Annotated in this window: 12 protein-coding genes; 6 read left to right on the forward strand and 6 right to left on the reverse strand. The window is 44.9% G+C overall.

The window, feature by feature from the left end; all coding sequences use genetic code 11:
* The first annotated feature begins 52 nt into the window (after nt 1–52).
* Entirely contained in the window at nt 53–1,003 is a 951-nt protein-coding gene (locus JKP82_RS15320) for a GGDEF domain-containing response regulator (protein ID WP_218397692.1), read from the forward strand.
* Between the two features lie 42 nt (nt 1,004–1,045).
* Here JKP82_RS15320 and JKP82_RS15325 read toward each other — a convergent pair whose 3' ends face one another.
* The 4 genes from JKP82_RS15325 to JKP82_RS15340 all read right to left on the reverse strand — a co-directional run bounded on the left by JKP82_RS15325 (nt 1,046) and on the right by JKP82_RS15340 (nt 5,666).
* The gene (locus JKP82_RS15325) at nt 1,046–1,729 is read right to left on the reverse strand and encodes a 3'-5' exonuclease (RefSeq protein ID WP_159533358.1); all 684 of its coding nucleotides are present in this window, start codon (nt 1,727–1,729) and stop codon (nt 1,046–1,048) included.
* A 2-nt stretch (nt 1,730–1,731) separates the two neighbouring features.
* Nucleotides 1,732–3,561 (reverse strand): DUF294 nucleotidyltransferase-like domain-containing protein, encoded by a 1,830-nt coding sequence (locus JKP82_RS15330; RefSeq protein ID WP_218397694.1) that lies wholly within the window; start codon nt 3,559–3,561, stop codon nt 1,732–1,734.
* 127 nt (nt 3,562–3,688) lie between these two features.
* On the reverse strand, nt 3,689–5,395 hold the full coding sequence (locus JKP82_RS15335) for a sodium:solute symporter family protein (RefSeq protein ID WP_159533362.1): 1,707 nt from the start codon (nt 5,393–5,395) through the stop codon (nt 3,689–3,691).
* 4 nt (nt 5,396–5,399) lie between these two features.
* Nucleotides 5,400–5,666: a DUF4212 domain-containing protein gene (locus JKP82_RS15340; protein WP_057789264.1), complete on the reverse strand. Its 267-nt coding sequence runs from the start codon at nt 5,664–5,666 to the stop codon at nt 5,400–5,402.
* 256 nt (nt 5,667–5,922) lie between these two features.
* On the opposite strand from JKP82_RS15340, the gene JKP82_RS15345 reads away from it, so the two are divergent.
* The gene (locus JKP82_RS15345; RefSeq protein WP_159533364.1) at nt 5,923–9,375 is read left to right on the forward strand and encodes a PAS domain-containing hybrid sensor histidine kinase/response regulator; all 3,453 of its coding nucleotides are present in this window, start codon (nt 5,923–5,925) and stop codon (nt 9,373–9,375) included.
* Here JKP82_RS15345 and JKP82_RS15350 read toward each other — a convergent pair.
* The gene (locus JKP82_RS15350) at nt 9,372–10,007 is read right to left on the reverse strand and encodes a mechanosensitive ion channel domain-containing protein (protein ID WP_159533366.1); all 636 of its coding nucleotides are present in this window, start codon (nt 10,005–10,007) and stop codon (nt 9,372–9,374) included. The two genes, JKP82_RS15345 and JKP82_RS15350, sit on opposite strands and share 4 nt — an antisense overlap.
* 232 nt (nt 10,008–10,239) lie before the next feature.
* On the opposite strand from JKP82_RS15350, the gene rimK reads away from it, so the two are divergent.
* Genes rimK through JKP82_RS15370 form a run of 4 tightly spaced genes read left to right on the forward strand, consistent with a single transcriptional unit; the run spans nt 10,240 to nt 13,618 of the window.
* Nucleotides 10,240–11,145, forward strand: coding sequence for a 30S ribosomal protein S6--L-glutamate ligase (rimK, locus tag JKP82_RS15355; RefSeq protein WP_218397696.1), 906 nt, complete (start codon nt 10,240–10,242; stop codon nt 11,143–11,145).
* A 6-nt stretch (nt 11,146–11,151) separates the two neighbouring features.
* A complete protein-coding gene (locus JKP82_RS15360; protein WP_159534707.1) occupies nt 11,152–12,174 on the forward strand; it encodes a succinylglutamate desuccinylase/aspartoacylase family protein in 1,023 nt (340 codons plus the stop codon).
* Nucleotides 12,175–12,188: 14 nt separating this feature from the next.
* On the forward strand, nt 12,189–12,623 hold the full coding sequence (locus JKP82_RS15365) for an ATP-dependent zinc protease family protein (protein WP_159533368.1): 435 nt from the start codon (nt 12,189–12,191) through the stop codon (nt 12,621–12,623).
* Nucleotides 12,624–12,634: 11 nt separating this feature from the next.
* A complete protein-coding gene (locus tag JKP82_RS15370) occupies nt 12,635–13,618 on the forward strand; it encodes a transporter substrate-binding domain-containing protein (RefSeq protein ID WP_159533370.1) in 984 nt (327 codons plus the stop codon).
* On the opposite strand, the gene JKP82_RS15375 is transcribed toward JKP82_RS15370, so the two are convergent.
* Entirely contained in the window at nt 13,602–14,255 is a 654-nt protein-coding gene (locus tag JKP82_RS15375; RefSeq protein ID WP_013782560.1) for a response regulator transcription factor, read from the reverse strand. The genes JKP82_RS15370 and JKP82_RS15375 overlap by 17 nt on opposite strands.
* Between the last annotated feature and the right edge of the window lie 6 nt (nt 14,256–14,261).

Below are 14,261 nucleotides of genomic sequence, written 5' to 3' on the forward strand. Positions count from 1 at the left end.
TTTAACGTTTCCAAATAGTTGAAAACGGCTGCGTTGTAGGTAAAGGACTCACATGTTTATTGAGCAAGTAAATAAACGAACATTATCGGACTGCCACTTATTAATTGTAGATGATCAAGCAAGCTCTCGAGTGATTTTAGAAGGCCTTCTTGGTGATATGGTAAGTTGTACATCAGTTTCTTCAGGTGGAGCAGCGCTAGCTTATTGTGACGAAAACACGCCCGACCTGATTCTGATGGATGTTAATATGCCAGGCATGAATGGCCATCAGGTTGCAAAGACCTTGCTTGAGAACCCGAGTAAGTCTGACATTCCGATTATTTTCGTCACTGCCACAACCTCAGACGAAGCCCAATCAAAATGCTGGGATTCTGGCTGTGTAGATTTTGTGACCAAACCCTTTAATGCGTGTACGTTACGAAATCGTGTTAAAGCGCACCTCAATCATAAGCTCAAAAAAGACCTGTTAGAAAACCTCATTTATATCGATAGGCTAACAGGAGCATACAATAGGCATTATTTAGAAGACTACCTTCCGCGCTTTATGAAAGATGGCAAGCGGAGCCATAATTCCCTTTCTCTTGTACTTTTCGACGTTGATTATTTCAAACGTTACAACGACAGATACGGGCATATGGAGGGTGATAGCTGCTTATGGAAGCTTAGCAAAGCGGTTAAAGATAGCTTATTGCGCCCTATGGACAAACTAGTTCGGGTGGGCGGCGAAGAGTTTCTAGTTATTCTACCTTGCACCGATGAGGAATGCGCAAAGTTGGTCGCTGATCGTATTTTGGCCACCGTGTTCAACTTGGATATCGCCCATGCTGACTCAAACCATGCAAGGGTTACCATTAGCGCTGGTATTGCGACAAAAAAACCAGACGACAGCAAAACCATCGACTTCACTATGCTTCGGGCTGACAAAAACTTATACGCCGCAAAAGGGCAAGGTAGGAATTGTGTCGTAAGTAGTGTGGAAACGGCTCACAATGTAATGGAGTAGGAAGCTTAAGTAATATGTTAAAGCCTAGTCTAGGATAATTTATTAAGGTTTAACCACCCCAAGTGTTTTCCTTCCGAGGGCTTTAGTGTGCGACAAGTCCGCCAAACAACTTTGTTGTGTTAGCCCCAATGACGCAAGCTGTGCATAACATAGGAGTAACGCTGCCATGGCATCTTCTAATGCGTTGTGTTGAGGCACCTCCGGTAAACCGGCCCTAAGTAAACATGCTCCTAGAGAAGCGCTATTAGGGGGAATGACTTCATGCTTTTTTTTCAATTCATACAAAGCAAGTTGCAAGGTGTCGATGTAGTAAACCTCTTGTGCTGGCAAGTTTAAGCGCCTGAATACCGCATCTAGCACCGCCAAATCTAAATTCGCATTATGGATAACTAAAACCTTCGAGGGTAACTGTGCGATAAATTCAGTCAGTACATCCTCTATTTTTTCGCCCTTTGCAATATTATCCTGAATAAGTCCATGGATAACGGGGCTTTGCCCTAAAGACGCATTGGTTTTCACAATGCTATAAGCGCTAGTCTCTAAAGCAATGCTACTATTTCGCCCACATACCCAGCCAAAAGAGGTAATTTCTGACTCATTGGCGTTTAAAGAGGTCAGCTCTAAATCAATAGACATCAGGGTAGTGTCTTGTAAGGTCGCGCCTTTAAACCTATCGAATGACGCTTGTCCACGCCCAGATAACCAATCACTTAACCATTGCAGCATACTTACGCCATACCGCCAGAGAAATTCATGATAATCGCTTTCTGTGCTCTTTCAATGGCTTGAAACGATGCCTTTAGTTGATGCCGTTCTATGGAAGATAAAGACGACACTGACACACTATTATCGGCCACGTTATGCTGAAGTTGATGCCGCCATCGTAAGCGATTTAAAAATATCCAAATATCCCGCAAATTCGCGGCATCCTTGGTTGAAAGCTCTGAATTTTCGGGCAGCAGAGATAGTCTCGCAAGCGTACCAGGTACCGATATACCTCCTGCTAAGGCATAAATACGCACAATATTGTTTATCAATGCCACCGCGCGTACTTTTAAATCAATCGTATCTTTTAGTTTCCCTCCCTTTTCATAAGTAAACTTTTGAAACATAGAAAGGGGCACAGAAACTTCATTTGCATGACGAGACAATGCAGCGAGAAACAAACTTTGTTTAAGCAAAGGCATACGTTGGTGTTGTAGCGTTTTAAACAAACCCACATCACCCGCAGCGCAGCGTGCATCGAGGAAGATATTAAAGTGCATAATGGCATCTTTGGTAGGCGCATTTACCCATTGCCGCGCTTGCTCAACCGCTTCTTCTAGCGATAACCGAAGCTCAGGGTTGCTCGCCATAATATTACCACTGCATAGTTTAATACCACATTTTGCCAACCCCTTGCAGACATAGTCAGCCATGGCAGCAAAGTAATCAGCTTGCGCTTTCGTGGGCGATTCAGCTAAAAGCAGCGCGTTGTCTTGATCAGATCCCATTGTCTGGTCTTCTCTCGCTTGTGAGCCATATACTAGCCACGAAAACATCATACCGGCTTTACCGTGATCTTGCTGAAAGAACCCAATCAGTTTTCGCGTCATAATATCGGTTGCCTGAGAAAGCACTTTACCCGCAATATCATAATCGCCAGCGTGTTTAGCGTGTGCAGAAAAGTAATGCGGTAGCTGCCACGCTAAACGTGTTAATTCGTACAAACTGCTCGCTTTCGACAATTCACCAATAATAAAAAGTACGCTGCCTCGTTGGTGGCGGACAATATCGCTGGCCGTGACCATACCTACGGGTTCCTGACTGTCTTTATCTAATATAGGTAAATGATGAATGTTTTTTTCGGTCATTAACGCCATGGCGTCAAATAACGTTAGGTTACTGGCAACATTAGCCGGCGACGAGGTCATAACACTGCTAACAGGGTTCGTCAGATCAACGCCAGCAGCAACCACTCGGGAACGTAAATCCCTGTCGGTAACGATACCGACTAGCTGCCCTGCTTCAGTGATTAAAAGGGAAGATACCCGGTTATCCGTCATCAACTGAGCCGCTTGTTGAATAGGGGTATTTACGTCTGTGCCAATGGGGGTTTTCTCTGTTAAGTCATAAAGTGGTTTATACAACCACATAGATTTAGACTCAGTAATGGCTTGATTTTGCAGCGCATCATGTCTCAAACCATTAAAAAAGGTAGCGATGCTATCGTAACGAAGAAGCGCTTTAAATGGTGCTTCATGGAAGCTATACACCAGACCAGGGCTCTCTACCGTCACCGCCATCGGATAATCACTACCATCCAAAATACGCTGAAAACCAAAATAGTCTCCTTCGCTGACATAACGCGGATTTTCTTGCCCTGCACTTACTGAAAACTGACCACTTTGAATGAGATAAATTCGGCGAGATTGCCCAATCAGGGTATCTAGATTTTCTTTTGTTACATAGAGCAATTCTGCCGAGGTAAGTAAATCAGTTAACGATTCCACATCGAGCGTGTCAAAGGGCGCAGAAGCAGCAACAAAATCTGCGACTTGCTGGGCAATAGCTGTCATATGTAATGCTCCTGAAACGATAAAAACCAACTCGCCTTTTAGAGTCTCCTCTTAGAACGAGTTGGTTTGGAAAAGGCTCGACCACGTGCCGAGCATCAGTTTGCTGTTTTACTATAGCTTCTAACAGTTAGTGTGCAGATGCCTCGCCCGCGCCTTTCGGATAGCGAATGCTCTCTACCAACTCTTGGATTTCTTCCGGCGCCTCATCGGTAAACTTAAACACGATGAAAGCAACAAGGAAGTTAACCATCATACCCAAGGTACCAATACCTTCTGGAGAAATACCAAACCACCAGTTTTCAGGTACATTTGCCGCAGGGTTCACAAACTTGAAGTAAATAATGTAGGCAGCAGTGAAAGCAATACCTGCAACCATGCCCGCAATTGCGCCTTTATCATTCATTCGTTTGCTAAAGATACCCATAATAATGGCAGGGAAGAAACTGGATGCCGCCAGACCGAACGCGAAGGCGACCACCTGCGCCACAAAGCCCGGTGGATTTATCCCAAAGTATCCCGCAATAACAATGGCTACACCCGCCGCAAGTCGTGCATAAAAAAGCTCGGACTTATCGGTAATATTGGGCGCAAAGTTGCGCTTCAACAAGTCATGAGACACAGATGTGGAGATAACAAGCAGTAAACCTGCGGAGGTAGACAGCGCTGCGGCAACACCACCTGCGGCAACTAATGCAATGACCCATGCCGGTAAATTCGCAATTTCTGGGTTAGCCAACACCATAATGTCACGGTCGACTTTCATTTCGTTGCGCTCATCACCAGAGTAAAACATCACACCATCACCGTTCTTATCGTTGAACTCGATAAGCCCAGTTTGCTCCCAGTTTTTAATCCACGACGGTGCTTGCTCGTAACTTGTTCCGGTTAGCTCAGGCCCGTTAATGGTTTCAATCATATTCACTCGTGCAAACGCAGCCAGCGACGGCGCAGTGGTATACAAAATAGCAATAAACGCGAGTGCATAACCAGCAGACTTACGTGCATCATGTACTTTCGGTACGGTGAAGAAGCGAACGATAACGTGAGGTAATCCAGCCGTACCTACCATCAATGCAAAAGTAATAAAGAAAACATCAATGGTACTCTTAGTGCCGGACGTATATTCATGGAATCCGAGCTCTACCGACAGGTTGTCGAGTTTCTGCAAAATATGCATCCCTGACCCATCTGCGAGCGTGGCGCCGAACCCCGTTTGTGGAAGAATATGGCCTGTTACCATGATAGAGATAAATACCGCAGGCACAATATACGCAAAAATCATTACGCAAAACTGCGCAACTTGGGTATAGGTAATGCCTTTCATGCCACCTAGCACCGTATAGAAAAACACGATAACCATGCCGATAACCACACCAACCACGATGTCGACTTCTAAGAAACGACTAAATACTACGCCCACTCCTCGCATTTGCCCTGCCACATAAGTAAAGCAAACAAAGATGGCACAGAAAACCGCAACGGTTCTTGCGGTCTGTGAATAGTAGCGGTCGCCAATAAAATCCGGTACAGTAAATTTACCGAATTTACGTAGGTAGGGCGCTAGACACAAGGCAAGTAATACATAGCCTCCTGTCCATCCCATTAGGTAAACTGCGCCGTCGTATCCCATAAAGGATATAAGTCCGGCCATTGAAATAAATGACGCTGCCGACATCCAGTCTGCAGCGGTAGCCATACCGTTTAATACGGGAGGTACACCGCCGCCAGCAACGTAAAAGTCGTTAGTAGAACCCGCTCTAGCCCATACAGCTATGGCGATATATAGCGCAAATGTTGCGCCTACAATAATAAATGTTAGTAGTTGAACGTCCATGGTATTACTCCTCGTTTACGCCATAACGTTTATCCATCGCCTTCATCTTTGACATATAAACAAAAATTAGAGCGACGAACACATAAATGGAACCTTGTTGCGCAAACCAGAAGCCCAGTTTAAATCCAAAAAAGTGGATATTGTTTAGCACATCGACAAACAAAATGCCGGCGCCAAACGACACCGCAAACCAAACGACTAAAAGCTTGGCAAGGAGAGACAAGTTCTCCTTCCAATACGCTTTTTTGTCGTCATCATTTCTAAATGCCATTGTTCCGTCCTCATGTCAGGTTAATCAATTGTTTTATTTTTACATTTTCCTAACGCCCGGCTTTGCTAACATTATTGCCAAGCTTTCTCGTTCAGACCAACTGGCCTTAGACCGGCAAAAGTCAAGCACTTAGGAGCACGATGTATACTCTAGACCTCACCATTAAAATTCCAAATGAGACCATGGTCGTAGGTAGACCAAGGTCGAAATGCTTATAATGCACACAGACTTGTTAACTTTTGGTTAAAGGAAATTCATGACGTTCGGTTGGGTTACGCTTGCGGTACTGTATTTATTTTTGCTTTTTTCTTTGGCGAGTTGGGGCGATAAGAACTCGCCGCGAGCACGAGCGTTAACCTCGCACCCAGCGATCTACTCGCTGGCACTCGCAATATATTGCACGGCGTGGACATTTTTCGGCATGGTGGGTCAAGCCAGTCGCGACACATGGATTTACCTGCCTATTATGTTAGGGCCAATCTTGGTCTATGTGCTCGGGTACCGATTTATTTATAAGCTGACGCTGGTAAGTAAAAAGCAACATATCACCACAATTTCTGACTTTATCGCGTCTCGTTATGGGAAGCGCCAAACCGTCGCTCTGCTAGTGACCGTTATCGCACTACTGGCAACCATTCCCTATATTGCGTTGCAGTTAAAAGCGATTGGCTCCACTTTTCAGCTGTTAACCCAACAGCCTAATAGTAATTTTATCGTAATTGCTGCCACTACGTTTATTGCTGTATTTGCGATTTATTTTGGTACTAAACATGCCGATGTAACCGAGTACCGCAGAGGGTTAATGCTCGCTATCGCCTTTGAGTCTACTATTAAGTTACTGGCGTTGGTGTTAGTTGCTTTTGTGGGCTACAGCGCGTGGCGACAAACCGAAACAGGCCCTTTTCTAGAAACCTTTGTGAATACAGCTGCACTTTCACAATTTAGCTCATTCAACTTTATCGCCCAAACCATCATGGCCGCGGCTGCCATTGTATGTCTGCCTCGACAATTCCATGTGGCGGTGATTGATAACCTTAGTCTTTCGCATTTAAAAACAGCCCGATGGTTGTTTCCCCTTTATCTCGCAATTATTTCTACGGTTATTCCCATTATTGCTATTGCGGGTAAAGCTATTTTTGCTGGCGCCAGCGTTGAGCCAGACTCCTATGTATTGTCACTCGCCATGTTCTCTGGCTCGGCCTGGCTACAGGTTATTGTATTTGTAGGAGGGTTATCAGCCGCAACTGCAATGATTATTGTGGCAACCCTAACCTTAAGCACCATGTTGACCAATGATGTGATCTTGCCCCGCTATTTAGCGTTTCGAGGAAACTCTGCGCAAAAAAGAGACTTCTCTGCGCAGATACGCCTTATCCGGCGTATTGTTATTGGTTTTATATTGCTGATGGCGTTCCTATACCATCAACAAATGACCAGTAGTCGCTCGCTACACTCAATTGGACTTATCGCGTTTTCATTAGTTATTCAGTTAATGCCAGCGATCCTCGGTGGATTATATTGGAAGCGCGCGCATGCCCATGGTGTGTACGCGGGCTTGTTAGTTGGAATTATACTTTGGGTGCTGTGGTTAGTGTTCCCACTGGTAGGAAAGCAAACATCACAATTTGCTAATAACGAGCTTATCAGCCAAGGTGCGATGATAAGCCTTGGTGCTAATACCGTGATGTATATTATTTTCTCTTGGTTTGCCCCGCACCGGCTCATCGACAGAATTCAAGCCGAAGCCTTTGTGTCTCCTGCTGTGGTTAAAAACAGTGTAGTAAAGGGGCCAAATAGTAATGTAACGGTATCTGATCTTATTACTCTACTATCGACCTTTATGGGCACAGGTCGATGCGAACAGCTTATTGAGCAATATCAGCATCTCAACAGTTGTATCTTGAACCATCAAGCTTCTCCCGATGAAGACTTTCTTACGTTTTGTGAACGGGCGCTGGGGGGGGTTATCGGTGCTTCCAGCGCCAAAGTGTTATTAGACAGTGCACTGCGTGGCAAGAAAATGGACTTCACGGAAGTGATTAACTTTTTCGACGACACCACACAGGCCATGCAATTCAATATGACCGCGCTGCTGACCTCGTTGGAGAATATGGACCAAGGTATTAGCGTAGTGGATAAACATTTAAATTTAGTGGCTTGGAATAAGCGGTACGCAGCGCTATACACCTATCCTGAAGATTTTCTTGCGGTGGGCATACCGATTGAGAAACTTATTCGCTTCAATGCATCACAGGGGGAATTTGGCAAACTGGACGTAGAAGCGGAAGTCGAAAAGCGCCTAGAACATTTGCGCTCTGGTACCCCCCACCGATTTAAACGACAACGAAAAGATGGCCGCGTGATAGAAATGGTGGGCAATCCCTTACCTGGGGGCGGCTTTGTTACTAGTTTCAATGACATCACCGATCACATTGAGATTCAACAAGCCCTTGAAGAATCTAACATCGACTTAGAAGCCAGAATTAAACGGCGTACCGAAGAAGTGCATACCATTAACGCCGAACTGCGGCTTGAAATAGAGCGTCGCTCTGGTGCAGAAACTGAACTTATACGCGCTAGAAAGGCAGCTGAAGATGCAAATGCCAGTAAAACTCGCTTTCTGGCACTTGCCAGTCATGATGTACTTCAACCTCTCAACGCCGCCAAGCTATATATATCAGCGCTAGAGGAACAAGAACTATCGAATGGGGTACACGAAATTATTCAAAAACTGCATCACTCAGTGACCTCAAGTGAAGCACTTATCGGTACGCTTTTAGACATTTCACGCCTAGATCAAGGTGAAATGAAACCAGATATTGAGCCCGTGGATGTACACGCTCTGCTCAGCCCGCTTATCGACGACATAAGAATGCGGGCACTGGAAAAAGGCCTTTCACTGCGCGTATGGGTGAAACCCCTATGGGTAATGGCGGATAAAACCTACTTGTACCGAATTATGCAGAATTTGCTGTCAAATGCTGTGAAATATACCCAAAATGGTAAAGTTGTATTGGTTATAAAACCCGTAAAATCAGCCGTTTCTTTTCGTGTTTACGACACGGGAATTGGAATTTCGGAAGATAAAAAAGATAACATCTTTAGTGATTTCTACCGCATTAATCAAAGTGCAGAGCATGGTATTGGCTTAGGTCTAGGCGTGGTACGTAGGTTAAGCCAACAGTTGGGTAGCGATATAACCGTGTCGTCCTCACCGCAAAAAGGTAGCTGCTTTACCTTTACCCTACCAAAAGCTCAGCCAGGCTCTTCAACAAGTACGGCAGCTAAGCCTAAAAACACAACCTTCACTGGACTGCAGGTACTTTGCGTAGATGATCAACGGGAAAACTTAGATGCAATGCAAACGCTGCTAGCGCGCTGGGGTGTCAAGGTGATGGTGGCGGGGTCTTGGGATGAAGCCCTTGCCCTTATTGAGCAAACATTACCTCAGATATTATTGATGGACTATCAATTAAGCCACGATGAAACGCAAAACGGCTTAGCCTTAATAGACAAGATTAGGTTCCAGCTTGATGCCATATTACCCGCCGCGCTTATCACAGCCACACCAGATGAAGATTTAGTGGCTAAATGTAAGGAGCAAGGGGTTAACTACCTATCTAAGCCGCTAAAACCTGCAAAACTAAGAGCGTTACTTCAAAGCATGACTCGCCATATTCGGGAGTCACACTATACCGATAGCGACTAAATTTGCGGGTCGCTTTTCACCCTGCTCTTTTTCGTCGGTTTATCGGTTTTTTCTTCTATTTTACCCGCCGTCGTTGGGGTTACTTTACCCATGGTGCCCCACGCTGATTTGGGATTAATAAGCACAGGACGAGTTAAAATTAGGTTATTGGGGTACATGAGGGTTTCGCGCTCAGAAGTAACCAGCCGAGTACTAAATGGCCCTAAGTCAGCAATATAACCCTCTATAAAATTATCGCCATCGAGGATACGAATAAAATTTCCTCGGCGATACGCAACGTTCGTCAACAGTATGAAGTAAGCGGTAATATTGCTTATTAATGACCAGCTGGCGAAAAGCGCTACTCCAGTTACTGTGATAATAGAGGTTGATAATACCAATAGGCCTGAGAAGTCTATTCCCCACGCAAGCAGCAATAACGCTAGCGATACTGTAGCCACGATAACTCTTGCGGCAAATAATCCTTTGATTGCGCTGGTAGACTTTAATTTGGTTTTCTCGATATTGGTTTCAAGTTTGGGTAGGATTTTTCTTGAAGCCGCCAAATAAAAAAGCAAAACCAACCCACTCCAAATAAGGTTTGATTGGTAGCTCGTAAGCCAAACCAATACCTCTTGCCACCACTGCATCATAGTAAAAAACTCATTATATCCTCATGTTACCCCATGCTATCGCGTAACGATTTTGAGTTCATCCAGATATTACTGTCGCCACCACAATAATAATTCGTAAGACCATTAATAAAAGCTGCTTTATGATGCGCGCCAATTCGCTGTACAACGACTAATCTGGCTATGCACCTAAAAAGGTGCTAATGATTAAACAGCACTTTTTTAAAAAATTTATAACCACAGGCAATTTACAATGCGCATAGCGATTTTATCCCGGAATTCTCGTCTCTATTCTACCTCTCGTTTAGTAGAAGCAGGTCGTGCTCGCGATCATGAAGTAGATGTTATTGATACCATGCATTGCTATATGGATATAACCAGTTCGCGGCCATCTGTGCGCTATAAAGGTAAACGCCTGCCTTATTACGATGCGGTTATTCCTCGCATTGGTGCTTCTGTTACTTTTTACGGCACCTCTGTGGTACGTCAATTCGAAATGATGGGTACTTACAGTGTTAATGAGTCTGTGGCAATTAGTCGTTCTAGAGACAAGCTACGTTCTCTACAATTACTATCGCGCAAAGGCATTGGCATGCCGCGTACAGGCTTTGCCCATCACCCTGATAAAATAGAAGACGTGATAAAAACCGTGGGTGGCGCACCAGTGGTCATTAAACTGCTTGAAGGTACCCAAGGTATTGGTGTGGTATTGGCTGATACCCATAAAGCGGCTGAATCAATTATTGAAGCCTTCATGGGATTAAATGCCAGTATCTTAGTTCAAGAATTTATCAAAGAGGCCGGTGGCTCTGATATTCGATGCTTCGTGGTAGGCGGTAAAGTCGTTGCCGCGATGAAACGTCAAGCTGCACCGGGTGAGTTCCGCTCTAACCTTCATAGAGGCGGTCAAGCCAGCTTGGTAAGACTAAGCCCAGCTGAACGCAAAACTGCCGTAGATGCAGCCAAGACTATGGGCTTGAATTGTTGTGGTGTAGACATTTTACGTTCAAACAACGGCCCCGTGGTAATGGAAGTAAACTCGTCGCCAGGTTTGGAAGGCATTGAAAAAGCCACTAACAAAGATGTCGCCGGTATGATCATTGAATTTATTGAAAAAAGTGCAGAGCCGCACAAAACGAAGACGCGAGGTAAAGGCTAAGTGGCAGTGGATAATTTAGTCATTGGTGGGCAAAGTATCGCGCCAGGTGAATCGGTTAAAATTGAGCTGGAGATGCCCCCATTATACACCGCGACAAACATGAGTATTCCCGTTTATGTTACCCGAGGTAAACGCCCTGGTCCTACTATGTTTGTGAGTGCCGCTATTCACGGTGATGAACTAAATGGTATTGAGATTGTAGGCAGACTCATTCGCTCACGGGCCATTGAACGGTTAAGAGGTACCCTTATCGCGGTGCCCATGGTTAACGTGTATGGCGTGTTGAACCAGTCTCGCTATTTGCCAGATCGCCGCGACCTAAACCGCAGCTTTCCTGGCAGCAAAAAAGGCTCGCTTGCAGGTCGACTAGCCAACTTGTTCTTGAAGGAAATTGTGCAAAAGTGCGATGTAGGCATAGACCTGCATACTGGTGCAATCCACCGCAGTAATTTACCGCAAATTCGCGCAGACCTAGACGACCCTGAAGTACTAGAGATGGCAAAGGCGTTTGGCGTTCCCGTATTATTAAATGCTGAGCTGCGGGAAGGTTCCTTACGAGAAACCGCTAGCGAGAGTGGCGTTAAAATTTTGCTCTATGAAGCAGGGCAAGCCCTTCGATACGATGAGTTCTCAATTCGAGCTGGGCTTCGCGGTATTATTAATACCATGCGTCATTTGGGTATGCTGAATAAGAGCCGCAGTAAAGGCCATAGTATTGAACGGTTTATTGCCCGCCAAAGTGGCTGGATACGGGCAACAGAAAGTGGCTTTGTTACCCATTTAGCCCAATTGGGCGACCATGTGAACAAAGGGGATAAATTGGCGACTATTGCCGACCCATTTGGTGGGTATTTGGCCAGTATTGAAAGTCCAGCCGAGGGCGTGGTGGTGGGTAAACAAAACATACCACTGACTCAAGAAGGAGAAGCGGTATATCATATTGCCTATTTCTCACAACCCGATACAGTGGCAGAACACGTTGAGTTATTGCAAGACAACCTGCTACCAGGTGAAGCGGAATATACTTGATTTAAGGCGAATACATGACAAATAAGAAAGTAGTGGGTGCGGTTGAGTTATGCGACCTTCCTGCCTTTACCATCACAGATTTAAATGTTCGGGTTGATACTGGCGCAGCAACCTCCTCTTTGCACGTAGATAACATTGAAGAGTTTGATGTAGATGATGAATTGTGGATACGCTTCGATATCCACCCTGATATTCATAATGTTGATAGAGTGGTAAGAAGAGAAGTAAAAGTTGAAGGAAAAAAACGGGTAAAAAGCTCAACCGCCACAAGAGAGAAGCGTTATGTGATAGTAACGCCTATAATCATGGATAGTGTGCAATGGGATATACAGTTAACCCTAACAGACCGCTCTGAAATGACCTACCTTATGTTACTTGGCAGAGAGGCCATGAGCGGCCGCTTTTTGGTAGATCCTGAGCACGACTTTTTACTAACAGGGAAGGATTAATAGTCGATACAATGATAGGACATACGATTAGCCGAACTATACTTACGTCAACACTCCTACTGCTAAGTGGCTTATTCACTCCACTAGGTCTAGCAGGCGAGGTCACTCACTCGTCTAGCCTAGAAAAGAACAGTAAAGCAGCGTTGCCTCATAGAATGCTGCGCCTTCCTAATGTTCACCCTGGTCGAGATCCCGTTTACGCATACGCCAAAACACTACTCTCAAAAGCACTGGAAGTGACAGAAGATAAGTATGGCACCTTTGAGTTACAAGTCAGTAAACAGGAAATTGCGCAAGAGCGCCAATTAAGAAGCTTAGAGCACGACATGTTAGATGTAACGTGGAGTGTGTCTTCTATCGACAGAGAAAAACAACATCGGGCAATACGTATTCCTATCATGGGCGGATTTTTTGGCAAGCGCATTATGCTTATTCGCGCCGACGATAATCGCTTCGATAACCCGTTAACGCTTGAGAGCCTAAAATCAATGCGTGCGGTGCAAGGCTACGACTGGCCTGACACCCGAATTTTTCGTCACAATGAAATTCCCGTCCTTGAAACTACTTATCAAGCATCATTTCGAATTGTCGCTGAAGGCTTTGCCGATATGTTTCCGCGCAGTGTAATGGAAATAAAACATGAATTAGACAAGCAACCTGACAGCACATTGAAAATTGAGCCCCATTTGTTGGTGTCTTACGACAGTCCTTTGTTTTACTTTGTTGCATTAGATCAGGAAGCCTTGGCTAACCGAATCAGTGAAGGGCTTACTATCTTGCTAGAATCTGGAGAATTTCAGACATTCTTAAAGGCGCAGCCTGTTTACCAAGAAAGCACGATGCTAATGCGTGGGCGTACTGAGATTGAAATTGAGAACCCTTTGTTAAGCGAACAAAGTAAGGCTGCACTTAAGCATTATCTTACTTATTTTGAACCCGCTTTGCTTGTTGAGCCTGTTGAAGTGCCGCTAGAAAAGACTAGTGATCACTTGTAGCAGGCGGCTCTAGCTCTAGTTGAGATGCAATTAATACCGCTTGAGTACGATTATTGATGCCAAGCTTTTTGAAAATGGCGGTAACGTGGGCTTTTACCGTGGCTTCGGCAATATCTAAATTATAACCAATTTGCTTGTTAAGTAACCCGTCTCGCATAAAGCACAGTACTTTGTATTGTGAAGGCGTTAGTGAAGCAACATTATCTGCAAGCTCAGAAAACTCCTCGTCAATCTCATCTACACTATCGCTTAAATTAGGTGGCAGCCATACGTCCCCATCTAAAATGGCTTGTACCGCATTGGCAATATCACCCGAGCTGGCAGTTTTAGGGATAAATCCCAGCGCCCCGGCACTCATGATTTTTGATATAAGTTGGGTATCTTCCGTGCCAGACACTACCGCTACAGGTACGTCAGGAAACAGTTTACGAATGTGAATTAACCCGAAAAGGTCGTTGCTGCCTGGCATATGTAAATCAAGCAGCAACAAGTCGATATCCTCGCGATTGAGAATATCGACTGTCGATGTTAAATCACCAGCTTCTGATAGCGTCAGCGCTGGTAAAGACAATGACAAAGCGCCTCTTAAGGCATCCCGATACAACGGATGATCATCGGCAATTAACAGGGTTGTCATTGCATT

The sequence above is a fragment of the Alteromonas lipotrueae genome, from assembly GCF_019249215.1.
In the GTDB taxonomy this organism is placed as follows: domain Bacteria; phylum Pseudomonadota; class Gammaproteobacteria; order Enterobacterales; family Alteromonadaceae; genus Alteromonas; species Alteromonas lipotrueae.